The organism is Streptomyces sp. NPDC039424, assembly GCF_055639495.1.
In genome coordinates this window covers 83713-104614 of the sequence record NZ_JBVKAI010000002.1, presented here as the reverse complement: position 1 = coordinate 104614, position 20902 = coordinate 83713, and the positions used below count along the sequence as shown (strand labels likewise).

General features: G+C 71.3%; 19 protein-coding genes. 13 read left to right on the top strand and 6 right to left on the bottom strand.

The genetic code is table 11. The features are described 5' to 3' along the window. The first annotated feature begins 77 nt into the window (after positions 1 to 77). Genes ACZ7L0_RS05290 through ACZ7L0_RS05280 form a run of 3 tightly spaced genes read left to right on the top strand, consistent with a single transcriptional unit; the run spans position 78 to position 3771 of the window. A complete protein-coding gene (locus ACZ7L0_RS05290) occupies positions 78 to 1064 on the top strand; it encodes an ABC transporter permease (protein ID WP_471241071.1) in 987 nt (328 codons plus the stop codon). Then, positions 1061 to 1963, top strand: a complete 903-nt coding sequence (locus ACZ7L0_RS05285; protein ID WP_471241070.1) for an ABC transporter permease — start codon at positions 1061 to 1063, stop codon at positions 1961 to 1963. Before ACZ7L0_RS05290 ends, ACZ7L0_RS05285 begins: the two co-directional genes overlap by 4 nt. Further along, positions 1960 to 3771: a dipeptide ABC transporter ATP-binding protein gene (locus ACZ7L0_RS05280; RefSeq protein WP_471241069.1), complete on the top strand. Its 1812-nt coding sequence runs from the start codon at positions 1960 to 1962 to the stop codon at positions 3769 to 3771. The genes ACZ7L0_RS05285 and ACZ7L0_RS05280 overlap by 4 nt, the downstream gene beginning before the upstream one ends. A 95-nt stretch (positions 3772 to 3866) precedes the next feature. Here the strand turns inward: ACZ7L0_RS05280 and ACZ7L0_RS05275 are convergent, their stop codons facing one another. The 4 genes from ACZ7L0_RS05275 to ACZ7L0_RS05260 all read right to left on the bottom strand — a co-directional run bounded on the left by ACZ7L0_RS05275 (position 3867) and on the right by ACZ7L0_RS05260 (position 7403). Continuing rightward, positions 3867 to 4190 (bottom strand): DMT family transporter, encoded by a 324-nt coding sequence (locus tag ACZ7L0_RS05275; RefSeq protein WP_471241068.1) that lies wholly within the window; start codon positions 4188 to 4190, stop codon positions 3867 to 3869. A gap of 75 nt (positions 4191 to 4265) precedes the next feature. Then, the gene (gene rsgA / locus ACZ7L0_RS05270) at positions 4266 to 5276 is read right to left on the bottom strand and encodes a ribosome small subunit-dependent GTPase A (RefSeq protein WP_471241067.1); all 1011 of its coding nucleotides are present in this window, start codon (positions 5274 to 5276) and stop codon (positions 4266 to 4268) included. Between the two features lie 12 nt (positions 5277 to 5288). Continuing rightward, entirely contained in the window at positions 5289 to 6614 is a 1326-nt protein-coding gene (gene aroA / locus ACZ7L0_RS05265) for a 3-phosphoshikimate 1-carboxyvinyltransferase (RefSeq protein WP_471241066.1), read from the bottom strand. A 66-nt stretch (positions 6615 to 6680) separates the two neighbouring features. Further along, positions 6681 to 7403 carry a M50 family metallopeptidase gene (locus tag ACZ7L0_RS05260; RefSeq protein WP_471241065.1) on the bottom strand — a complete coding sequence of 241 codons (723 nt, stop codon included), beginning with the start codon at positions 7401 to 7403 and terminating at the stop codon, positions 6681 to 6683. A gap of 50 nt (positions 7404 to 7453) precedes the next feature. On the opposite strand from ACZ7L0_RS05260, the gene ACZ7L0_RS05255 reads away from it, so the two are divergent. From ACZ7L0_RS05255 to ACZ7L0_RS05210, 10 genes are all read left to right on the top strand, one after another. After that, complete coding sequence (locus tag ACZ7L0_RS05255; protein WP_471241064.1) at positions 7454 to 8269, top strand: SOS response-associated peptidase; 816 nt, start codon at positions 7454 to 7456, stop codon at positions 8267 to 8269. Between the two features lies 1 nt (position 8270). Continuing rightward, a complete protein-coding gene (locus ACZ7L0_RS05250; RefSeq protein ID WP_471241063.1) occupies positions 8271 to 8900 on the top strand; it encodes an alpha/beta hydrolase family protein in 630 nt (209 codons plus the stop codon). Between the two features lie 256 nt (positions 8901 to 9156). After that, positions 9157 to 9840, top strand: a complete 684-nt coding sequence (gene sigR / locus ACZ7L0_RS05245) for an RNA polymerase sigma factor SigR (protein WP_471241062.1) — start codon at positions 9157 to 9159, stop codon at positions 9838 to 9840. Then, a complete protein-coding gene (gene rsrA / locus ACZ7L0_RS05240) occupies positions 9837 to 10148 on the top strand; it encodes a mycothiol system anti-sigma-R factor (RefSeq protein ID WP_471241061.1) in 312 nt (103 codons plus the stop codon). The genes sigR and rsrA overlap by 4 nt, the downstream gene beginning before the upstream one ends. 134 nt (positions 10149 to 10282) lie before the next feature. Then, positions 10283 to 11605, top strand: coding sequence for an HD-GYP domain-containing protein (locus ACZ7L0_RS05235; RefSeq protein ID WP_471241060.1), 1323 nt, complete (start codon positions 10283 to 10285; stop codon positions 11603 to 11605). Further along, positions 11602 to 12831 (top strand): HD-GYP domain-containing protein, encoded by a 1230-nt coding sequence (locus ACZ7L0_RS05230; protein WP_471241059.1) that lies wholly within the window; start codon positions 11602 to 11604, stop codon positions 12829 to 12831. The genes ACZ7L0_RS05235 and ACZ7L0_RS05230 overlap by 4 nt, the downstream gene beginning before the upstream one ends. A 111-nt stretch (positions 12832 to 12942) precedes the next feature. Continuing rightward, positions 12943 to 13923, top strand: coding sequence for a hypothetical protein (locus ACZ7L0_RS05225; RefSeq protein WP_471241058.1), 981 nt, complete (start codon positions 12943 to 12945; stop codon positions 13921 to 13923). A 75-nt stretch (positions 13924 to 13998) separates the two neighbouring features. Then, positions 13999 to 14649, top strand: coding sequence for a peptide deformylase (gene def, locus ACZ7L0_RS05220; protein WP_471241057.1), 651 nt, complete (start codon positions 13999 to 14001; stop codon positions 14647 to 14649). A 244-nt stretch (positions 14650 to 14893) separates the two neighbouring features. After that, a complete protein-coding gene (cyc1, locus tag ACZ7L0_RS05215) occupies positions 14894 to 15976 on the top strand; it encodes an epi-isozizaene synthase (protein ID WP_471241056.1) in 1083 nt (360 codons plus the stop codon). Further along, the gene (locus ACZ7L0_RS05210; protein ID WP_471241055.1) at positions 15973 to 17343 is read left to right on the top strand and encodes a bifunctional albaflavenone monooxygenase/terpene synthase; all 1371 of its coding nucleotides are present in this window, start codon (positions 15973 to 15975) and stop codon (positions 17341 to 17343) included. The genes cyc1 and ACZ7L0_RS05210 overlap by 4 nt, the downstream gene beginning before the upstream one ends. Positions 17344 to 17400: 57 nt before the next feature. Here ACZ7L0_RS05210 and ACZ7L0_RS05205 read toward each other — a convergent pair whose 3' ends face one another. Continuing rightward, a complete protein-coding gene (locus tag ACZ7L0_RS05205) occupies positions 17401 to 18471 on the bottom strand; it encodes a ribonucleotide-diphosphate reductase subunit beta (protein ID WP_471241054.1) in 1071 nt (356 codons plus the stop codon). Further along, positions 18471 to 20864 carry a ribonucleoside-diphosphate reductase subunit alpha gene (locus tag ACZ7L0_RS05200; protein ID WP_471241053.1) on the bottom strand — a complete coding sequence of 798 codons (2394 nt, stop codon included), beginning with the start codon at positions 20862 to 20864 and terminating at the stop codon, positions 18471 to 18473. Before ACZ7L0_RS05200 ends, ACZ7L0_RS05205 begins: the two co-directional genes overlap by 1 nt. Between the last annotated feature and the right edge of the window lie 38 nt (positions 20865 to 20902).

Genomic DNA, 20902 nt, shown 5'->3' with positions numbered 1-20902 from the left:
CCGGCGGGGGAGGGAACCTGAGCTGCTGTCATGTTCTCTTCATGAAGTGGCAACAACAGGCCTGGACCATTTCTCCTGTGCCTGCCTACCTGGCCAAACGCCTCGGCTACTACGCCGTGCTGCTCGTGGCCGCCGTCTGCCTCTCCTACCTGCTGGCCTCGCTCGCGCTCGACCCGCGCGCGTACTACGCGGACCGGCAGCCGCCCATCGCCGCGAGCGCGGTCGACCACCACCTCACCGAGATCGGCGTCAACGACCACGACTCGCTGCTCACCCGCTTCCTGCGCTGGGCCGGCCACGCGGCGCGGGGCGACCTCGGCCGAACCATCGACGGCACCTCCGTCAACGCCGAGTTCGGCCGCCGCATCGGCGTCAGCCTGCGGCTGCTGCTCGCCGGGACGGTCCTCGGCACGGTGGCGGGCGTGCTCGCCGGGGCCTGGACGGCCGTACGGCAGTACCGCTTCAGCGACCGCGCCGTCACCGTCGCCTCCTTCGCGCTGCTCTCCACGCCCGTGTTCCTGCTGGCGATCCTGCTGAAGACCGGCGCGATCTGGTTCAACCAGACCACGGGGACGGATCTGATCCAGTTCACGGGAGAGAAGAGCCCCGGGCTCACCGGCGGCTTCTGGACGATCCTCGGGGACCGGGCCGTGCACCTGCTGCTGCCCACCCTCTCCGTCGCCCTCTTCGCCGTCGCGAGCTACAGCCGCTACCAGCGCAACACCATGCTCGACGTGCTCGGCTCGGACTATCTGCGCACGGCACGCGCGAAGGGACTCGGGCGGCGGGCGGTCCTGTTCCGGCACGGCCTGCGTACGGCCCTCATCCCCATGTCGACCTACTTCTCCTACGGCTTCCTCGCCCTCTTCACCGGCGCCACCTTCACCGAGACGATCTTCGGCTGGCACGGAATGGGGGAGTGGTTCGTGGCCTCGATCGGCAAGAACGACGTGAACTCGGTCGTCGCCGTCAACGTCTTCGCCGCCGTCACCGTGCTGCTCTCCGGCTTCCTCGCCGACCTGCTGCACGCCACCCTCGACCCGCGCATCCGGCAGGCGTCATGACCGCCACGATCCCCGAGACCACCGACGTCACCGAAGCCCCGGCGCCCGCCGGCCGCGGCGCCGTCGTCCTGCGCCGCTTCGTCCGCAACCGCACCGCGCTCGCCGGCGCCGTGGTCCTCGTGCTGCTCTTCCTGCTGGCGTTCGCCGGGCCGTACGTCACCCCGTGGTCCTACAGCCACATCGACTACACCGCCCTGCGCGCCGCGCCCGACGCCGACCACTGGTGGGGCACCAACCGGATCGGGCAGGACGTGTTCGCGCAGGCCGCGCGCGGACTGCAGAAGTCGCTGATCATCGGGTTGCTGGTGGCCGTCCTCTCGACCGGGCTCGCCTCGCTGGTCGGGGCCTCGGCGGGCTACTTCGGCGGCTGGACCGACCGGCTGCTGATGTTCTTCGTCGACCTGCTCCTCGTCTTCCCGTCCTTCCTCGTCATCGCGATCGTCTCGCCCCGGCTGCGCTCCGGCGGCTGGTTCGCCTTCGTCGCGCTGCTCACCGTCTTCGGCTGGATGATCACCGCCCGCGTGGTGCGCTCGATGGCCCTCTCCCTCAAGGAGCGCGAATTCGTGCGCGCGGCACGGTACATGGGCGTGGGCCCGTTCCGGATCATCTGGCGGCACATCCTCCCGAACGTCGCCTCCTTCCTCATCATCGACGCCACCATCCAGGTCGGCGGCGCCGTGATGAGCGAGACCGCGCTGTCCTACTTCGGCTTCGGCGTCCAGCCGCCCGACGTGTCCCTGGGCACGCTGATCGCGTCGGGGACGGGTGCGGCGGTGACGTACCCGTGGATGTTCTTCTTCGCGGCCGGGCTGCTGGTCGTGTTCGTGCTGGCCGTGAACCTGGTGGGCGACGGACTGCGTGACGCCCTCGACCCGACCTCGAAGGGGGCGTCCCGATGAGCGCGCGCACGAGCCCGTTGCTGGAAGTGACCGGTCTGGACGTCGACTTCGACGGCAGACCCGCCGTCCGCGGGGTGAGCCTCTCCCTCGAACGCGGCCAGGTGCTCGGTCTCGTCGGCGAGTCCGGCTCCGGGAAGTCCGCGACCGCGCTCGCCGTCCTCGGGCTGCTGCCCGGGAACGCGGCGGTACGCGGGTCGGTACGGCTCGACGGCAGCGAACTCCTCGGCGCCACCGAGCGCGAGCTGACCCGGGTCCGGGGCCGCCGCGTCTCGATGGTCTTCCAGGACCCGCTGTCCGCGTTCACGCCCGTGTACCGCATCGGCGACCAGATCGCCGAGGCCGTCCGGGCCCACCAGGACGTCTCCCGTGAGCAGGCCCTGGCCCGGGCCGTCGAGCTGCTCGACCTCGTGGGCATCCCCGAACCCGACCTGCGCGCGCGGGCGTTCCCGCACGAGTTCTCCGGCGGCATGCGGCAGCGCGCCATGATCGCCATGGCGATGGCCAACGCCCCCGACCTGATCCTCGCCGACGAGCCCACCACCGCCCTGGACGTCACCATCCAGGCCCAGGTCCTCGACGTCCTGCGCACCGCCCAGCGGGAGACCGGCGCCGCGCTGCTGCTGGTCAGCCACGACCTCGGGGTGATCGCCGGGATGGCCGACCGGGTCGCCGTCATGCACGAGGGCCGGGTCGTCGAGTCGGGTACGGCGGTGGAGGTCTTCCGGCGCCCGAAGGAGCCGTACACCCAGCGGCTCCTCGCGGCCGTCCCCCGCATCGACACCCCGCGCGAGCCGCAACCGGCCACCGGCGAGCCGGTGTTGCGGGTCCGCGGGCTCACCCGGACCTTCCCCGTCCTGAAGGGCGCCGCCTTCAAACGCCGGGTCGGCACGGTGTACGCCGTCGACGGCGTCGACCTCGACGTCCGGCGCGGCGAAACCCTCGCCCTGGTCGGCGAGTCCGGGTCCGGCAAGTCGACCACCCTCTTCGAACTGCTCGAACTCGCAGCGCCGGAGGGCGGATCCGTCGAGCTGTTCGGACAGCGTCTCGGCACCCTCACCAAGGCCCAGGTCAAGGCGCTGCGGCGGCGGATCCAGATCGTCTTCCAGGACCCGATGGCCTCCCTCGACCCGCGCCTGCCCGTCGGGGACATCGTCGCCGAGCCACTGCGCACCCAGGGCGCCGACCGGGCCACGATCGCCCGCCGCGTCCCCGAACTGCTCGCCCAGGTCGGCCTGGACCCGGCGCACGCCGACCGCTTCCCGCACGAGTTCTCCGGCGGCCAGCGCCAGCGCGTGGGCATCGCCCGCGCCCTGTCCGTCGAGCCCGAGCTGCTCGTGCTGGACGAGCCGGTCTCCGCCCTCGACGTCTCGGTCCAGGCCGGGGTGCTGGAACTGCTCCAGCGGCTGAAGGAGGAGCTGGGACTGGCCTACCTCTTCGTCTCGCACGACCTGTCCGTCGTACGGAACATCGCCGACCGCGTCAGCGTGGTCTACCTCGGCCGCACGGTCGAGGCCGGCCCGGTCGACGAGGTCTTCGCCCGCCCCCGCCACCCCTACACCCAGGCCCTGCTGTCCGCCGTTCCGCTGCCCGACCCGGAGCGCGAGCGGGAGCGGCAGCGGTCGCGGATCCTGCTCGCCGGCGACCCGCCGAGCCCCACCCGCCGCCACGACGGCTGCCGCTTCCGGGCCCGCTGCCCGCTGTACGGCCACCTCGCCGAGGAGGAGCGCAAGCGGTGCGCCCATGACGTGCCGGTGTTCGACGGCCAGGGGGCGGCCTGCCACTTCCCGCGGGTGCGGGAGGTCGTCTAGGTCGTGTCCGCAAGGTCCCGTCGTCCGCCCGGAGCTTCTCGGCCCGCAGCTGCCCGAAGCCACAGGCGGCCACGGCACGCTCCGTCGCTGCAGGCCTAGTGCGCCGAACCCGACAGCTGCAGCCCGATCACGCCGATGATGACCAGGCTGATGGAGACGATCTTCAGGACGGAGACCAGGTCGCCGAGGAAGATCATGCCGTAGATGGCGGTGCCCGCCGCGCCGATGCCGGTCCAGACGGCGTAGGCCGGGCCGACGTCCAGCTTCTTCAGGGAGAGGGTGAGCAGGCCGAAGCTGCCGAGGGCGAAGCAGCAGAACGCGATGGTCGGCCACAGCCGGGTGAAGCCGTGGGACAGCTTGAGGCACACGGCGAAACCTGTTTCGAGCAGTCCGGCCACGATGACCAGCAGCCACGCCATGTGCTGTCCTCCCGTTGGTCCGGCTCGGTGCGATTATGCACTTACCGGGCCCGGCCCCCTCCAAACAACGCGGCGTCAGTCGCCTTCCGTGCGCTCCCGGGTGGACAGCAGTCTGCGCAGGGAGTAGAGCCGCGCCGGATCGGCGTGTCCCTCGGCCACCCACGCGTCCAGCGCGCAGTCCGGCTCGTCGTGGCTGCACGCGCGCGGGCAGCCCTCCGTGCCGGGTACGAGGTCCGGGAAGGCGTTGATCACCCGGGACGGGTCGACGTGCGCCAGGCCGAAGGACCGTACTCCCGGAGTGTCGATCACCCAGTCGTCCGCCCCGGCCAGGGGCAGCGCCAGCGCCGACGTCGTGGTGTGCCGGCCGCGGCCCGTCACCGCGTTCACATGGCCCGTCGTACGGCGGCGGTCCTCCGGGACGAGCGCGTTGACCAGGGTCGTCTTGCCGACGCCGGAGTGGCCGACGAAGGCCGTGATCCTGCCGTCCAGATACTCCCGCACCCGGTCGGCCGCGCCGCCGTTCTCCAGCTCCTCGCGGCTGGTGACGACGTACGGGATGTCGAGGTGGCCGTACAGCTCCAGCAGCTTGTCCGGCGAGGCCAGGTCCGACTTGGTCATCACCAGCAGCGGCGACAGACCACCGTCGTAAGCCGCGACCAGGCAGCGGTCGATCAGGCGCGGGCGCGGCTCCGGATCGGCCAGCGCCGTGACGATCGCCAACTGGTCGGCGTTGGCCACCACCACCCGCTCGAACGGGTCGTCGTCGTCCGCGGTGCGGCGCAGCACCGAGGTGCGCGCCTCGATGCGGACGATCCGCGCCAGGCTGTCCTTCTTGCCGGACAGGTCACCGACCAGCGCCACCCGGTCGCCCACGACGGCCGCCTTGCGGCCCAGTTCGCGGGCCTTCATCGCCATCACCGTACGGCCGTCGACGAGGCAGGTCAGACGGCCCCGGTCGACGGTGAGGACCATGCCCTCGGCCGCGTCCTCGTGCTTGGGCCGGATGTTCGTACGGGGTCGGTTGCCCTTGCGGTTGGGGCGGGAGCGGATGTCGTCCTCGTCGGTGTGCTTGCCGTAGCGGCGCATGGCGGTGAGTCCCTACGTCCTGTCGCTCCCGAGCATCCCGCTCCACAGTTCGGGGAAGTCCGGCAGGGTCTTCGCGGTGGTCGCCACGTTCTCGATCCGCACCCCGTCGACCACCAGGCCGATGATCGCACCGGCCGTCGCCATACGGTGGTCCTCGTAGGTGTGGAAGGTCCCGCCGTGCAGCGGGCGCGGGCGGATGTGCAGGCCGTCGGCCGTCTCGGTGACGTCACCGCCGAGCTCGTTGATCTCCTTGGTCAGCGCGGCGAGCCGGTCCGTCTCGTGCAGCCGCAGATGCGCCACGCCCCGCAGGGTGGACGGGGAGTCGGCGAGGGCGGCGACCGCGGCGATGCCCGGGGTCAGCTCGCCGACGTCGCCCAGGTCGACGTCGATGCCGTGGACGGAGCCCGAGCCGGTGAAGACCAGGCCGTACTCGCTCAGTTCGCAGGTACCGCCCATCTGGGTGAAGATCTCGCGCAGCCGGTCACCCGGTTGGGTCGTCCTGGACGGCCAGTCGGGGATCAGCACCTTGCCGCCGGTGACCAGCGCCGCCGCCAGGAACGGCTGGGCGTTGGACAGGTCCGGCTCGATCGTCAGGTCGCGGCCGAGCAGCGCGCCCGGCGTGACCCGCCAGACGTTCGGCTCGCCCCCCGACTCGGGGGTGTCCACCTGGGCGCCGACCGCGCGCAGCATGTCGACCGTCATCCGGATGTGCGGCATCGAAGGGAGCGTCGCCCCGGTGTGACGGACCTCGACGCCCTGGTTGAAGCGCGGGCCCGACAGCAGCAGCGCCGACACGAACTGGGACGAGGACGAGGCGTCGACCGACACCGGGCCGCCGTCCAGCGCGCCGCCGCCGTGCACGGTCAGCGGCAGCGCGCCCCGGCCGTCGTCGTCGATCCGGGCGCCGAGCACGCGCAGCGCGTCGATCACGCCGTTCAGGGGACGCTCGTACGACCTGGGGTCGCCGTCGAAGCGGACGGGGCCGTCGGCCAGCGCGGCGACCGGTGGCAGGAAGCGCATGACGGTGCCGGCGTTGCCGACGTCGATCGTGGCCGGGCCGTGCAGGCCCGTCGGGAGCACGCGCCAGGCCTCGCCGGTGCCGTCCGGGCCCACCCCCTCCTCGATCTCCACGCCCATCGCGCGCAGGGCGCCGGCCATCAGCAGGGTGTCGCGGGAGCGCAGCGGGCGGCGCAGCCAGCCGGGCTCGGAGGCGAGGGCGGCGAGTACCAGGGCGCGGTTGGTGACCGACTTGGACCCGGGCACGTGGACCGTCGCGTCGACGGCTCCGCTCGCGTGCGGGGCGGGCCAGAGGGCGGTGGGTGCGGGGTTAACGGCCATGGCCCCACTTTAGTGGGGGTTGGCTCCGGTGGGTTTGGCCAGGTGACGTGGTGCGCCCGCAGGGGGTCACACCTCCAGCAGCCACCGACCGCCGCCGATCAGCGAGCACAGGGACACCACATGGAACAGGAACAGCCACAGGCCCGCCGGGACGTGCGTCAGCCGCGACAGCTGGTCCGCGTCCGAGTCGCCCGCCCCGCCCCGGGAGCGCTTGGCCTGGAGCTCGAACGCCGGGCGGACCCCGCCGAACAGCAGGAACCACACCACCGCGTACGCGAACGCCGCCTGCACCTGCGGTCCGGTCAGCCAGGACACCAGCAGGAAGGTGCCGCCCGTGAGGACCACCGTCAGGGCGCCGTACGCGTTGCGGATCATCACCAGCATCGCCACCAGCAGGGCGGTCGCCGCCCACAGCAGCAGGGTGATGTGCCCGGCGGCCAGCAGCGCGGCGCCGCCCAGGCCCAGCAGTGGGGGAGCGGTGTATCCGGCCGCGGCGGTGAGGATCATGCCGATGCCGTGCGGCTTGCCCCGGCTGAGGGTGAGGCCGCTGGTGTCGGAGTGCAGGCGTATGCCGGTGAGCTGCCGGCCGGTGAGCAGGGCGACGAGTCCGTGGCCGCCCTCGTGGGCGATGGTGATCGCGTTGCGGGAGACGCGCCACAGGGGGTGGGGGACGACCACCGCGAGCGCCGCGACCAGGGTGGCGAGCACCACCCACAGGTCGGGGTCGGGCTGGGCGCCCACGAGGCGGTCCCAGAGGTCGGGCAGCGCGGTGGCGGCGGTGCTCTGCATGTTCGGCGGTCGCTCCCTCTGGTAGGACGAAGTCTGGCAGTGTGGCACGTATGTGCGGACGGTATGCGGCGAGTCGTAGGCCAGAGGATCTCGCGGGAATCTTTGAAGTCGAGAAGTGGGAGCCCGAGGAGTCCCTGGAGGCGGACTACAACGTGGCTCCGACCAAGGAGGTCCACGCGATCCTGGACCGCCCCCTCAAAGAGGCGGACGACCAGCGCCCGGTTCGTCAGCTGCGCAGGCTGAAGTGGGGTCTGGTCCCCTCCTGGGCCAAGTCGCCGGAGGGCGGCGCCCGGATGATCAACGCGCGCGCGGAGACCGTGCACGAGAAGCCGTCCTACCGCCGCGCCTTCGCCACCCGGCGCTGCATCCTGCCCGCCGACGGCTACTACGAGTGGGTCACCGGCGAGCAGGAGCGGGACCTGGAGGTCGAGGGGAAGAAGAAGCGGCCGCGCAAGCAGCCGTACTTCGTGCTGCCCGCCGACGGCTCGGTCTTCGCGATGGCCGGGCTGTACGAGTTCTGGCGGGACCGGACCCTGCCCGACGACCATCCGCGGGCCTGGTGGGTGACCTGCTCGGTGATCACCACGGAGGCGGAGCGGACGCCGCTGGCCGTCGCCCCGGCGGACGGTCCCCACGCGCTGGCCGACATCCACCCCCGGATGCCCCTGATGCTCACGCCCGACCGCTGGGACGCCTGGCTGGACCCCTCCCGTACGGACGTCGAGGACCTGCGCGAACTGCTCGCCCCGCCCCCGGCCGGGCTGATGCGTGCCTACCCCGTCTCCACGGCCGTCAGCAACGTCCGCAACAACGGCCCGGAGCTGCTGAAGGAGCTGGAAGGGCCGGAAGAGGGCACACTCTTCTGACGTGACGACCGAGATCATTGGCACGGACGCGGGCGACGCCCGCGTCACCTGGCACCGGGCGAAGAAGGCACGGCTCGTGCTGGCCGCCAGCCACGGCGCCGGGGGCGGCATCGAGGCACGGGACCTCCAGGCGCTGGCGGGGATCCTCCCGGACCACGGCGTGACCGTCGCGCTCGTCGAGCAGCCCTGGCGGGTGGCGGGCAGGAAGGTGGCGCCCGCGCCGAAGACGCTGGACACCGGCTGGCGCGGGATCTGGCCCACGCTCGCCGCGCCGGGGCTGCCGGTGGTCTCCGGCGGGCGGAGCGCGGGGGCGCGCGTCGCCTGCCGTACCGCCACCGAACTCGGCGCGCACGCCGTTCTCGCCCTCGGCTTCCCCCTCCACCCGCCGGGCAGGCCCGAGAAGTCCCGCGCCGACGAGCTGCTGGGGGCCGGGGTGCCCACGCTCGTGGTGCAGGGCGGCAACGACCCGTTCGGGAAGCCGGAGGAGTTCCCCGAGGGGACGTACGAGATCGTCGAGGTGCCGTACGGCGATCATGGCTTCGCGGTGCCCAAGCGCGCGGAGATCACCCAGGAGCGGGCACTGGAGGTCATCTGTGACGCGGTCGTCCGGTGGACCGCGTCACTCGGCTGACGGCCGGGAATGTTGCGCGCCGCACCACTGTTGTGGCGGACAGAAGTGCTGAACCACCAGCACCGATGTCGTGGGAAAGGAAGTCCGCCGCATGGGTTCGACCATCTGCCCGAGCCGCAGCAGCCGCACTGACCTGGACTGGACGGTGCTGCACGCGGCCAAGACCGCTCCTATTGGAGCGGCGGCAGGCACCGGTCGTCGTCTATCCTCCGATTCGAGTGGGATCGGTTTCGCTCCCACGCGCGATCTTGAGGAGGTGGGTCCGGTCACTGGGACGGACGCAGGGACCGACAACGGCCAGGCGGAGCTGCCCGAGGGCCAGGGCAACAGCGCGGAGTCGACCGCGGAGCGCAGTGCGCGCTTCGAACGGGACGCGCTCGAATTCCTCGACCAGATGTACTCGGCCGCCCTGCGCATGACACGCAACCCGGCCGACGCCGAGGACCTGGTGCAGGAGACGTACGCCAAGGCGTACGCGTCCTTCCACCAGTTCCGCGAGGGCACCAACCTCAAGGCGTGGCTCTACCGGATCCTCACCAACACCTTCATCAACTCGTACCGCAAGAAGCAGCGCGAACCCCAGCGCAGCGCGGCCGAGGAGATCGAGGACTGGCAGCTCGCCCGTGCCGAGTCGCACATGTCGACGGGGCTGCGCTCCGCCGAGTCGCAGGCGCTCGACCATCTGCCCGACTCGGACGTGAAGGCAGCGCTGCAGGCGATCCCCGAGGAATTCCGCATCGCCGTGTATCTCGCGGACGTAGAGGGCTTTGCGTACAAGGAGATCGCGGACATCATGGGGACACCCATCGGTACGGTGATGTCCCGGCTGCACCGGGGCCGCCGTCAACTGCGCGGCATGCTCGAGGACTACGCCCGCGAGCGTGGGCTGGTCCCGGCCGGCGCCGGGGAGTCGAACGAAGCGAAAGGCTCGGGCTCATGAGCTGCGGAGAGCCGCACGAGACGGACTGCAGTGAGGTACTCGACCATCTGTACGAGTTCCTCGACAGTGAGATGCCGGACGTCGATCGCGACAAGTTCCAGCAGCACTTCAAGGAATGCTCCCCGTGCCTGGAGAAGTACGGACTCGAACAGGCCGTGAAGAAGCTGGTCAAGCGGTGCTGCGGACATGACGACGTACCGACCGACCTGCGCGCCAAGGTCATGGGGCGGATCGAACTGATCCGCTCCGGCCAGGCGGTGCCCGAGCACGACGTGACGGCCGCTCCGGTCTCACCCCAGGAGTCCTGACTCCTCGCACGGCTCGTTCAGCACGTTCGCGGCCTTCACCCGAACGTGCTAATCCTCGGGTCACCAGCCCTCCTACCCCCCGACAACCGCCCTAGGCTCCGGAAGCCTGGGCAGGCATGGTCGGGGGAGGGCTCATGGAGGCGGTTCCGGCACGGGTGCGCTGGTACGTGGCCTCCGCCGCCCTGCTCGCGCTGCTCTGCACACTGCCGCTGCCGACACCGGACGTGTCCTGGTGGACGCTCGTGCCGCTCGCCACGCTGCACGCGGCCTGCGAGCACGCCGTCCGGCGCCGGTTCGCGGGCGCCTTCCACCCCGTCCACGCCGTCCTGCTCGCCGGGGCGTTCCTGCTGCCCCCCTCCGCCGCCGCGCTCGTACCGCTGCCGGGCGCCCTGCTGTCCCCCGTGGAGCAGCGGCCCGCCCGGGCGCGGCGGATCTGGCGGGCCGCCCGGCTGACGCTCGCCGTGTGGGGCGCGGCCCGGGTGCACGAGGCACTGGACGGACGGGACGCGGTCGTCGCCCCCGACTTCCCGTACGCGCTGCTGCCCGCCGGCGCCGCCGTGGTGGCGTTCTGCCTGGTGCTGGCCGCGCTCGACGGCGGCATCCTCGCCCTCGGGGAACAGGTCCCGGTGCGCCGGGCCTGGCGGGGGCTGCTCCCGCGCTCCCTGGCGCCGGTCGCGGTGCACGGACTGGCCGGGCTGATGATGGCCGTGCTGTGGCGCAGCCCGTACGGCCCGGTCGCCGCGCTGCTGGTGCTGCTGCCGATGTGCGTCTCCTGGTGGGTGTTCTCGCAGTACCACCGGGAGCGGGCCGCCCACCAGGCGACCATCCGCGCGCTGGTGCAGGCCGTCGACATCAAGGACGGCTACACGCGCGGGCACAGCGAGCGCGTGGGCCAGGCGTCCGTGCTGATCGCCCGCGAGCTGGGCATGGACGACGAGCGCGTCGAGGTGCTGCGGTTCGCCGGAATCCTGCACGACGTCGGAAAGCTGGGCGTGCCCACCCGGCTGCTCCGCAAGGACGGACCGCTCACCCCCGAGGAGCGGCGGATCATCGAACTGCACCCCGAGTACGGCCACGAGATGGTCCGGGGCATCTCCTTCCTCGGCGAGGCGCGGGCGGCGATCCTGCACCACCACGAGCGGCTGGACGGCAGCGGATACCCCTACGGACTCGTCGGCAGCCAGATCCCGGAGTGCGCCCGGATCGTCGCCGTGGCCGACGCCTTCGACGCTATGACGTCCACGCGGTCCTACCGCAGGGCCCGGCCCGTCCCGACCGCCCTGGAGGAACTGGAGCGCTGTGCCGGGACCCAGTTCGACCCCCGGATGGTCGACGCGCTGGTCCGGGCCCTGGGCCGGCACGGCTGGCATCCCGCGGTCACCGCCGACGAACCGCGGTGCGCGACGGCACCGCCCCCGTTCGTCCCCAGCCCCGGCCGGACCGGAGCGCGACGGTGACCGCGCTGCGCCTCATACACACCGCCGCCGCCCTCGTCGCCGGCGCCTGCCTCGCCCGCACCCTCTGGACCGGCGTCGACGAACGCGGCATCGCGCTCGCCTTCGGCCTCCTGGTCACCGTCGGCGAGCTCACCCGCTGGACCGGGGCCCAGGTCAGGGAGGCCGCGCCGCTCGGTGCCGCGGGGGCGCTGGGGTACGCGCTGCTCGGGGCGGAGGCGGGGCAGGCCACCGGGCACGACGCCGCCCAGGTCGTGGCCGTCGTCCTCGCCGCCTCCCTGCTCGGCAGCGTGCCGCACATCTGGCGCGGTCGGACACCGACGCTGGACCACCTGGCGCGCCGCGTTCTCACCGTCGGATTCGTCGCCGTCTGCTTCCAACCCCTGCAGAGCGAGGGCGTGTTGGAGACCTGGCGCGGACCCGCCTACGCCCTGCTGCTGCTCGTGCTGCTCACCCTCACCGCGCTGTGCGACACCGTTCTGGCCGCCGCGCTGGCGCACTCCCGCACCCGGTGGCCCTTCGGCCCGCTGCTCCGGGACGAGCTGCGGGGGCTGCTCGGGGTCGGTTCCGCCGTCTGCGCGACCGGCGCGGTGATCGCGCTGGCGGTCGCCGTCGCGGGCCTGTGGGCGCTGCCCGTGTTCTGCCTGCCCCTGTTGCTCACCCAGCAGTCGCTCAGGCGGTACGCGGCCGTGCGCGCCACCTACCGGCAGACCATCGCCTCCCTCGCCCGGGCCACCGAGATCGCCGGCTACACCCCCACCGGGCACGCCCGCCGGGTCGCCGCGCTCAGCCGGGCCGTCGGCCGCGACCTGGGCCTGACCCGGCCCGAGCTGACCGTGCTGGAGTACGCGGCCCTGATGCACGACATCGGCCAGCTGAGCTTGGTCGACCCGGTGCCGGCCGGGGCCACCGCCGTCCTGTCCCCCGAGGAGCAGCGGCGCATCGCGCTGCTCGGCGGCGCCGTCGTACGGCAGACCGGGGTGGACGCGGCGGTCGCGGTGGTCGTGGAGCGCCAGGCCGACCCCTACCCGGAGCAGCCGGTCGCCGCGCGGATCGTCCGGGCCGTGAACGCCTACGAGGAGAAGGCGCGGGACGCCGGGCCCGGCGGAGCGCTGAAGGCGCTGGAGGAACTGCGCCTGGGAACGGGCGGGGAGTACGCGCCGGAAGTGGTGGAGTCGCTCGCCCGGGTCCTCGCCCGGGACTGTCTGACCCTGCCGCGGGCTGGGTAACCCATGGGTAATGAGCGGCCCTCCGTCCGTACGTGGTTGGATGCGAGGGAGAGGGTGTCCGGGGGCACAAGCCAGCCCACTGAGCGGAACTGGAACTGGCAGGCGGGAATCGTGAGGATCTTCGGCAAGGGACGGCACCGGCCCTCCGCCTCCTGGCGGCAGGCCACCGACCGCGCGTTCACGCTGATCGGTGACGGCCGGTACGAGGACGCGGGCGAGCTGCTGACGCGCGCCGCCGACCTGGAGCCCTGGCTGTCGGAGTCCTGGTTCAACCTCGCCCTGCTGCACAAGTTCCGGCACGACTGGGAGCAGGCCCGGGCCGCGGGCCTGAGGGCCGTGGCGCTGCTCGACCGGGAGACCGGGGCGCCCGACTGGTGGAACGTCGGCATCGCCGCCACCGCCTTGCAGGACTGGCCGCTGGCCCGCCGCGCCTGGCAGGCCTACGGCCTCCGGGTTCCGGGCGGGGCCACCGCCGCCGGTGAGCCGCTCGGCATGGAGCTGGGCAGCGCGGCCGTACGGCTGTCGCCGGAGGGCGAGGCCGAGGTCGTGTGGGGGCGCAGGCTCGATCCGGCGCGGATCGAGGTGCTGTCCATTCCGCTTCCCTCCTCAGGGCGACGCTGGGGCGAGGTCGTCCTGCACGACGGAGTGCCGCACGGCGAACGGACCACGGCGGCCGGGCACGCCTACCCCGTCTTCGACGAGATCGAGCTGTGGGCGCCTTCACCGGTGCCCACCTGGGTGGTCCTCCTGGAGGCCGCCACCGAGGCCGACCGGGACGCCCTGGAGCAGCTCGCCGCCGACGCCGGGTTCGCGGCGGAGGACTGGTCGTCGTCCGTACGGCTGCTGTGCCGTATGTGCTCCGAGTCCCGTATGCCCTCCGACGAGGGCGACGGCATCCACCTCGACCCGCACGACCACAGCGAGCCCGGCCATCCCGGCCCGCTGGGACACCGCACGGACGGGCAGCTGTGGGTGCCGGAGCGGGAGTGCGGGGTCGCGGCTCCCGCCTCGCTGGTGAGGGGACTCCTGGACGGCTGGGTGGCGGACAGCCCGGACTCACGGGACTGGCGGGATCTGGAAGAGGTCTGCTGAGCGTTCGCCGTACCCTGTATCAGCATCACACCCCTGTTTTGCACTCCAGTTTTCCGAGGAAGGCGTACGTCGGTCATGGCCCAGCAGGACACCGATCAGCAGCACGCGGGCGTGCTCCCCGTCGACGAGGAGGGCTTCGTCGTCGACACGGAGGACTGCGAGGAGCGCGAGACCGCCTGGCGCGAGCGCGGCACCTCGCGGCCGATCACGGTCGTCGGCAACCCGGTGCTGCACAAGGAGTGCGCCGATGTCACCGAGTTCGGCGAGGAGCTCGACAAGCTGGTCGCCGACATGTTCGCCAGCCAGCGCACCGCCGAGGGCGTGGGCCTGGCCGCCAACCAGATCGGCGTCGACCTGAAGGTCTTCGTCTACGACTGCCAGGACGACGAGGGCGTGCGGCACGTCGGCGTGGTGTGCAACCCGAAGGTGGTCGACCTGCCCGCCGACCGGCGCCGCCTGGACGACAGCAACGAGGGCTGCCTGTCCGTGCCCACCGCGTACGCGCCGCTCGCGCGGCCCGACTACGCCGAGGTGACCGGCCAGGACGAGAAGGGCAACCCGATCAAGGTGCGCGGCACCGGCTACTTCGCACGCTGTTTGCAGCACGAGACCGACCACCTGTACGGCTACCTGTACATCGACCGCCTCTCCAAGCGCGAACGCAAGGACGCGCTGCGGCAGATGGCCGAGAACGAGCCACGTTATCCCGTGGTCGCCAACGACTGAGACGCCCCCGCGCCGTACGGGGACCGTACGAGAGCAGCGACGATGCCCGGTCAGGATCCGTCCCGACCGGGCATCGTTCGTTTGTTCGTCGCTCGATTCCCGGCAACTTGGGGTAGTGAGTGGAGTAAATCCGTTCCCAGACTGGTCAGTTGTGGTGCTGAATGGAAGTGCGGGGATACGCAACGGCGCACGCCCGGCACAGCGGGAGGGGCGTGCGTTCCTGGCGGCTGAGAGGGGTTTGTTCGTGCATGCTTTCCCACACCGCACCACATCACCGACGGCGGTCGCGGTACCGCCCCAACTCGCCCTTCCGGTGATCGAGGACGCGTTTCCCCGGCAACTGCATCCGTATTGGCCAAAGCTTCAGGAGAAGACCCGCCTGTGGCTGCTCGAAAAACGGCTCATGCCGGCCGACAAGGTTGCGGAATATGCCGACGGACTGTGCTACACCGACCTCATGGCGGGCTACTACCTCGGCGCCCCCGACGAGGTGCTGCAGGCCATAGCCGACTACAGCGCGTGGTTCTTCGTCTGGGACGACCGCCACGACCGTGACATCGTCCACGGCCGCGCGGGCGCCTGGCGGCGGCTCAGGTTCCGCCTGCACACCGCCCTCGACTCGCCCAGGCACCACGTGCGTCACCCGGACCCCCTGGTCGCCGGATTCGCGGACGGCGTGCTGCGGCTGTACTCGTTCCTGTCCGGCACCTGGAACGCGCGGTTCGCCCGGCACTTCCACGCGGTGATCGAGGCGTACGACCGGGAGTTCCGCAACCGCACCGAAGGACGCGTCCCCGAGGTCGAGGAGTACCTCGCCCTGCGGCGCCTGACGTTCGCCCACCGGATATGGACGGACCTGCTGGAGCCGAGTGCCGGACAGGAACTCCCGGACGCCGTGCGGAAACACCCGGCCTATCGCCGGCCGGCCCTGCTGAGCCAGGAATTCGCCGCGTGGTACAACGACCTCTGCTCGCTGCCGAAGGAATTAGCGGGCGACGAGCTGCACAATCTCGGAATCAGTCTGATCACCCATCAGGGACTGACTCTCGAAGAGGCAGTGGGGGAAATGCGGCGACGGGTCGAGGAATGCACAGCGGAATTCCTCGACGCGGAGCGGATCGCCTTACGGTTCGCCGACGACCTCGACGACGGCACGGTGCGGGGAAAGGAACTCGCCGTCACCGTACGCGCCTGCCTCGGCAATATGCGGAACTGGTTCAGCTCCGTCTACTGGTTCCACCACGAGTCCGGCCGGTACAGGGTCGACAGCTGGGACGACCGGTCCACGCCCCCGTACGTCAACAACGAAGCGGCAGGTGAGAAATGACCGTCGAATCCGTGCGGCCCGCCACGCCCGAGGCGCCGGAGCTGGGTGAACCGCCCTTCGCGGGGGGCGCCGTCCCGGCGCTCGGCCACGGCTGGAAGCTGGTCCGAGATCCGCTGGCCTTCATGGCCCGGCTCCGCGACCACGGCGACGTCGTACGCCTGAAACTGGGCCCCAAGACGGTGTACGCCGTCACCACGCCGGAGCTCACCGGCGCGCTGGCGCTCAGCCCCGACTACATCATCGCCGGACCGCTGTGGGAGTCCCTGGAGGGCCTGCTCGGCAAGGAGGGCGTGGCCACCGCCAACGGCCCCCGGCACCGCCGCCAGCGGCGCATCATCCAGCCCGCCTTCAAGCTCGACGCCATCCCCGCCTACGGGCAGGTCATGGAGGAGGAGGCGCACGCGCTGACCGAGCGCTGGCAGCCCGGCGAGACCCTCGACTGCACCTCCGAGTCCTTCCGGGTCGCCGTGCGCATCGCGGCCCGCTGCCTGCTGCGCGGCCAGTACATGGACGAGCGCGCCGAGCGGCTGTGCGTGGCCCTCGCAACCGTCTTCCGCGGCATGTACCGCCGGATGGTCGTGCCGCTCGGGCCGCTCTACCGGCTGCCGCTGCCGGCCAACCGGGAATTCAACCGGGCGCTGGCCGATTTGCATCTCCTGGTGGACGAGATCGTCACCGAACGCCGGGCATCTGGTCAAAGGCCGGACGATTTGCTGACGGCATTGCTGGAGGCGAAGGACGACAATGGCGACCCCATCGGGGAACAGGAGATCCACGACCAGGTGGTCGCGATACTCACCCCCGGAAGCGAAACAGTCGCCTCCACGATCATGTGGCTGCTCCAGCTGCTCGCCGCACATCCGGAACACGCCGCCAAGGTGCGCGCCGAGGTCGAATCCGTGACCGGCGGCCGGCCCGTTGGATTCGACGACGTGCGCAAGCTGACCCACACGAACAATGTCGTCGTCGAGGCCTTGCGTTTGCGCCCCGCCGTATGGATATTGACGCGCCGGGCGGTCAGCGACACCGAGCTCGGCGGCTATCGCATTCCGGCGGGAGCGGACCTCGTCTACAGCCCGTACGCGATCCAGCGCGACCCGCGTTCGTACGCCCACCACCTCGACTTCGACCCCGACCGCTGGCTGCCGGACCGGGTCAAGGACGTGCCCAAGTACGCGATGAGCCCGTTCAGCGTCGGCAACCGCAAGTGCCCCAGCGACCACTTCTCCATGGCCCAGCTGACCCTGGTCACGGCGGCGGTGTCGGCGAAGTACCGCTTCGAGGAGGTCAGCGGGTCGAACGACGCCACCCGGGTGGGCATCACGCTCCGCCCGCACCGTCTGCTGCTGCGGCCCGTGCCCTGGTGAGCGGGTGGGACGCCGCCACCGGGCGGCGTCCCACGGGCCATGAGCCGTCCGACCGGCTCAGAAGTCCTCGTCGAGGTCGACGGTGCCCTCCACCGCCACCTGGTACGCCGAGGGGCGCCGCTCGAAGAAGTTGGTCAGCTCCTGAACGCCCTGCAGCTCCATGAACGAGAAGGGGTTCTCCGAGCCGTACACCGGAGCGAAGCCGAGGCGCGTCAGACGCTGGTCGGCGACGCACTCCAGGTACTGCCGCATCGAGTCGGTGTTCATGCCGGGGAGGCCGTCACCGCACAGGTCGCGCGCGAACTGCAGCTCGGCCTCGACGGCCTCCCGCAGCATGTCGGTGACCTGCTGCTGGAGCTCCTCGTCGAAGAGGTCCGGCTCCTCCTTGCGGACGGTGTCGACCACCTCGAAGGCGAAGGACATGTGCATCGTCTCGTCCCGGAACACCCAGTTGGTGCCGGTCGCCAGGCCGTGCAGCAGACCCCGGCTGCGGAACCAGTAGACGTAAGCGAAGGCGCCGTAGAAGAACAGGCCCTCGATGCACGCGGCGAAGCAGATCAGGTTGAGCAGGAACCGGCGGCGGTCGGCCCTGGTCTCCAGCCGCTCGATCTTCTCCACCGAGTCCATCCACTTGAAGCAGAACTCGGCCTTCTCGCGGATGGAGGGGATGTTCTCGACGGCCGCGAAGGCCGCCGCCCGGTCGTCCGGGTCGGGGAGGTAGGTGTCCAGGAGCGTCAGATAGAACTGGACGTGCACGGCCTCCTCGAAGAGCTGGCGGGACAGGTACAGCCGCGCCTCGGGGGAGTTGATGTGCTTGTAGAGGGTCAGCACCAGGTTGTTCGCCACGATCGAGTCGCCCGTCGCGAAGAAGGCCACCAGGCGGCCGATCATGTGCTGTTCACCCTGCGACAGCTTGGCGAGGTCGGCGACGTCCGAGTGGAGGTCGACCTCCTCCACGGTCCAGGTGTTCTTGATGGCGTCCCGGTAGCGCTCGTAGAAGTCCGGGTAGCGCATGGGGCGCAGAGTCAGCTCGAAGCCCGGGTCGAGCAGGTTGGTGTTACGGGTGGATGTTGCGGTCGGCGCGGAGCGCCGTCCATCAGGGGTGGTGGTCGGGTGACGGGTGGGCATTACTGGCAGGCCTCGCAGGACTCGGGGTTTTCCAGGGAGCAGGCGACGGCGTCGGGGTCGGTGACCTGCTGGACGGGGATGGTCTTCTCGGGCTGGGCCTGCGCCTGGGCCGCGCGGGCGATACGGGTCGCCGGGCGGGAGCGCAGGTAGTACGTGGTCTTCAGCCCCTGCTTCCAGGCGTACGCGTACATCGAGGAGAGCTTGCCGATGGTCGGCGTCTCCAGGAACAGGTTCAGCGACTGGGCCTGGTCCAGGAACGGGGTCCGGGCCGCGGCCATGTCGATCAGTCCGCGCTGCGGGATCTCCCAGGCCGTGCGGTACAGCGCCCGTACGTCGGCCGGGATCCAGGCGAACTCCTGCACCGAGCCGTTCGAGTCGCGCAGCGCCTCACGGGTCCGGGCGTCCCACACGCCCAGCTCCTTGAGCTCCTTCACCAGGTAGGAGTTGACCTGGAGGAACTCACCGGACAGCGTCTCGCGCTTGAACAGGTTGGAGACCTGCGGCTCGATGCACTCGTACACCCCGGCGATCGAGGCGATGGTGGCGGTGGGGGCGATGGCCAGCAGCAGCGAGTTACGCATCCCGGTCGTCGCGATGCGCTCGCGCAGCGCCGCCCAGCGCTCCGGCCAGGTGAACTCGACGCCGTAGTGGTCCGGGTGCAGCACGCCCCTGGCCGTACGGGTCTTCTCCCAGGCCGGCAGCGGGCCGTTGCGCTCGGCGAGATCGGCGGAGGCCTCGTACGCGGCGAGCATGACGCGTTCGGCGATGCGCGTGGACAGCGCCTTGGCCTCGGCCGAGTCGAAGGGCAGGCGCAGCTTGAAGAAGACGTCCTGCAGACCCATCGCGCCGAGGCCGACCGGGCGCCAGCGGGCGTTGGAGCGGCCCGCCTGCTCGGTCGGGTAGAAGTTGATGTCGACGACCCGGTCGAGGAAGGTGACGGCGGTGCGGACGGTGGCGTCCAGCCGCTCCCAGTCGATGTCCTGGGCGGCCGGGTCGACGAACGCGCCGAGGTTGACCGACCCCAGGTTGCAGACCGCCGTCTCCCCGTCGTCGGTGACCTCCAGGATCTCCGTGCACAGGTTGGAGGAGTGGACGACGTGGCCCGGCTCGGCCGTCTGGTTGGCGGTGCGGTTGGCGGCGTCCTTGAAGGTCATCCAGCCGTTGCCGGTCTGCGCGAGGGTGCGCATCATCCGGCCGTACAGATCGCGGGCGGGGATGGTCTTCTTGGCGAGGCCCGCCGCCTCGGCCTTGCGGTAGGCGGCGTCGAACTCCTCGCCCCACAGGTCCACCAGCTCCGGCACGTCCGCCGGGGAGAACAGTGACCACTGCTCGTCGGCGTTGACGCGGCGCATGAACTCGTCGGGGATCCAGTGCGCGAGGTTGAGGTTGTGCGTACGGCGGGCGTCCTCGCCGGTGTTGTCGCGCAGCTCCAGGAACTCCTCGATGTCGGAGTGCCAGGTCTCCAGGTAGACCGCGGCGGCGCCCTTGCGCCGGCCGCCCTGGTTCACGGCGGCGACCGAGGCGTCGAGGGTCTTCAGGAACGGCACGATGCCGTTGGAGTGCCCGTTGGTGCCGCGGATGAGGGAACCGCGCGAACGGATCCGGCTGTACGACAGACCGATGCCGCCGGCGTGCTTCGAGAGCCGGGCGACCTGGTGGTAGCGGTCGTAGATGGAGTCCAGCTCGTCCTTGGGGGAGTCCAGGAGGTAGCAGGACGACATCTGGGGGTGCCGGGTGCCGGAGTTGAAGAGCGTGGGGGAGGAGGGCAGGTAGTCCAGGCGGCTCATCAGCTTGTAGAGCGCGGCGACCTCGTCCACCGAGCGGGAGGTGTCGTCCTCGGCGAGACCGGCGGCGACGCGCAGCATGAAGTGCTGGGGCGTCTCGACGACCTTGCGGGTGATCGGGTGCCGCAGGAGGTAGCGGCTGTGCAGGGTGCGCAGACCGAAGTAGCCGAAGCGGTCGTCGGCGCCGTCGTCGACCAGCGCGTCGAGGCGGGCCGCGTGCAGGCGCGCGAACTCGGCGGTCCGGTCGGCGATCAGGCCCTCGCGGTGGCCCACGGCGACGGACGAGGCGAAGGACGTCACGCCCTGGGAGGCGGCCTCGGCGCGGATGGTGAGGGTGAGCAGCCGGGCGGCCAGCCGAGAGTAGGCGGGGTCCTCGGAGATCAGGCCGGCCGCCGCCTCCGTGGCCAGCTCGCGCAGTTCCGCTTCGTCCGCGTGGGCGGACCGGCCGCGCAGTGCGGCGGCGGCGACCCGGCCGGGGTCGGCGTCCGGCAGGTCGGCGGTCAGCTCGGTCAGGGTCCGCAACAGCGCGGCACCGGGACCGTCGGACTCCACCGGGGCCGCCTCGGTCGCCTGGGTGGCTGAAGCCGGGTCGACTGGCGCGATGGTCACGTGAGGCACTCCCTCGCTCGGCGTGGGGCCTGGCGGAG

What these genes read in the sequence shown, in the direction of transcription:
- ACZ7L0_RS05205 (WP_471241054.1), bottom strand. Translation starts at nt 18,471, where the DNA reads ATGCCCACCCGTCACCCGACCACCACCCCTGATGGACGGCGCTCCGCG.
- ACZ7L0_RS05285 (WP_471241070.1), top strand. Translation starts at nt 1,061, where the DNA reads ATGACCGCCACGATCCCCGAGACCACCGACGTCACCGAAGCCCCGGCG.
- ACZ7L0_RS05210 (WP_471241055.1), top strand. Translation starts at nt 15,973, where the DNA reads ATGACCGTCGAATCCGTGCGGCCCGCCACGCCCGAGGCGCCGGAGCTG.
- ACZ7L0_RS05275 (WP_471241068.1), bottom strand. Translation starts at nt 4,190, where the DNA reads ATGGCGTGGCTGCTGGTCATCGTGGCCGGACTGCTCGAAACAGGTTTC.
- ACZ7L0_RS05260 (WP_471241065.1), bottom strand. Translation starts at nt 7,403, where the DNA reads ATGCAGAGCACCGCCGCCACCGCGCTGCCCGACCTCTGGGACCGCCTC.
- def (WP_471241057.1), top strand. Translation starts at nt 13,999, where the DNA reads ATGGCCCAGCAGGACACCGATCAGCAGCACGCGGGCGTGCTCCCCGTC.
- rsgA (WP_471241067.1), bottom strand. Translation starts at nt 5,276, where the DNA reads ATGCGCCGCTACGGCAAGCACACCGACGAGGACGACATCCGCTCCCGC.
- rsrA (WP_471241061.1), top strand. Translation starts at nt 9,837, where the DNA reads ATGAGCTGCGGAGAGCCGCACGAGACGGACTGCAGTGAGGTACTCGAC.
- ACZ7L0_RS05235 (WP_471241060.1), top strand. Translation starts at nt 10,283, where the DNA reads ATGGAGGCGGTTCCGGCACGGGTGCGCTGGTACGTGGCCTCCGCCGCC.
- ACZ7L0_RS05255 (WP_471241064.1), top strand. Translation starts at nt 7,454, where the DNA reads ATGTGCGGACGGTATGCGGCGAGTCGTAGGCCAGAGGATCTCGCGGGA.
- ACZ7L0_RS05280 (WP_471241069.1), top strand. Translation starts at nt 1,960, where the DNA reads ATGAGCGCGCGCACGAGCCCGTTGCTGGAAGTGACCGGTCTGGACGTC.
- aroA (WP_471241066.1), bottom strand. Translation starts at nt 6,614, where the DNA reads ATGGCCGTTAACCCCGCACCCACCGCCCTCTGGCCCGCCCCGCACGCG.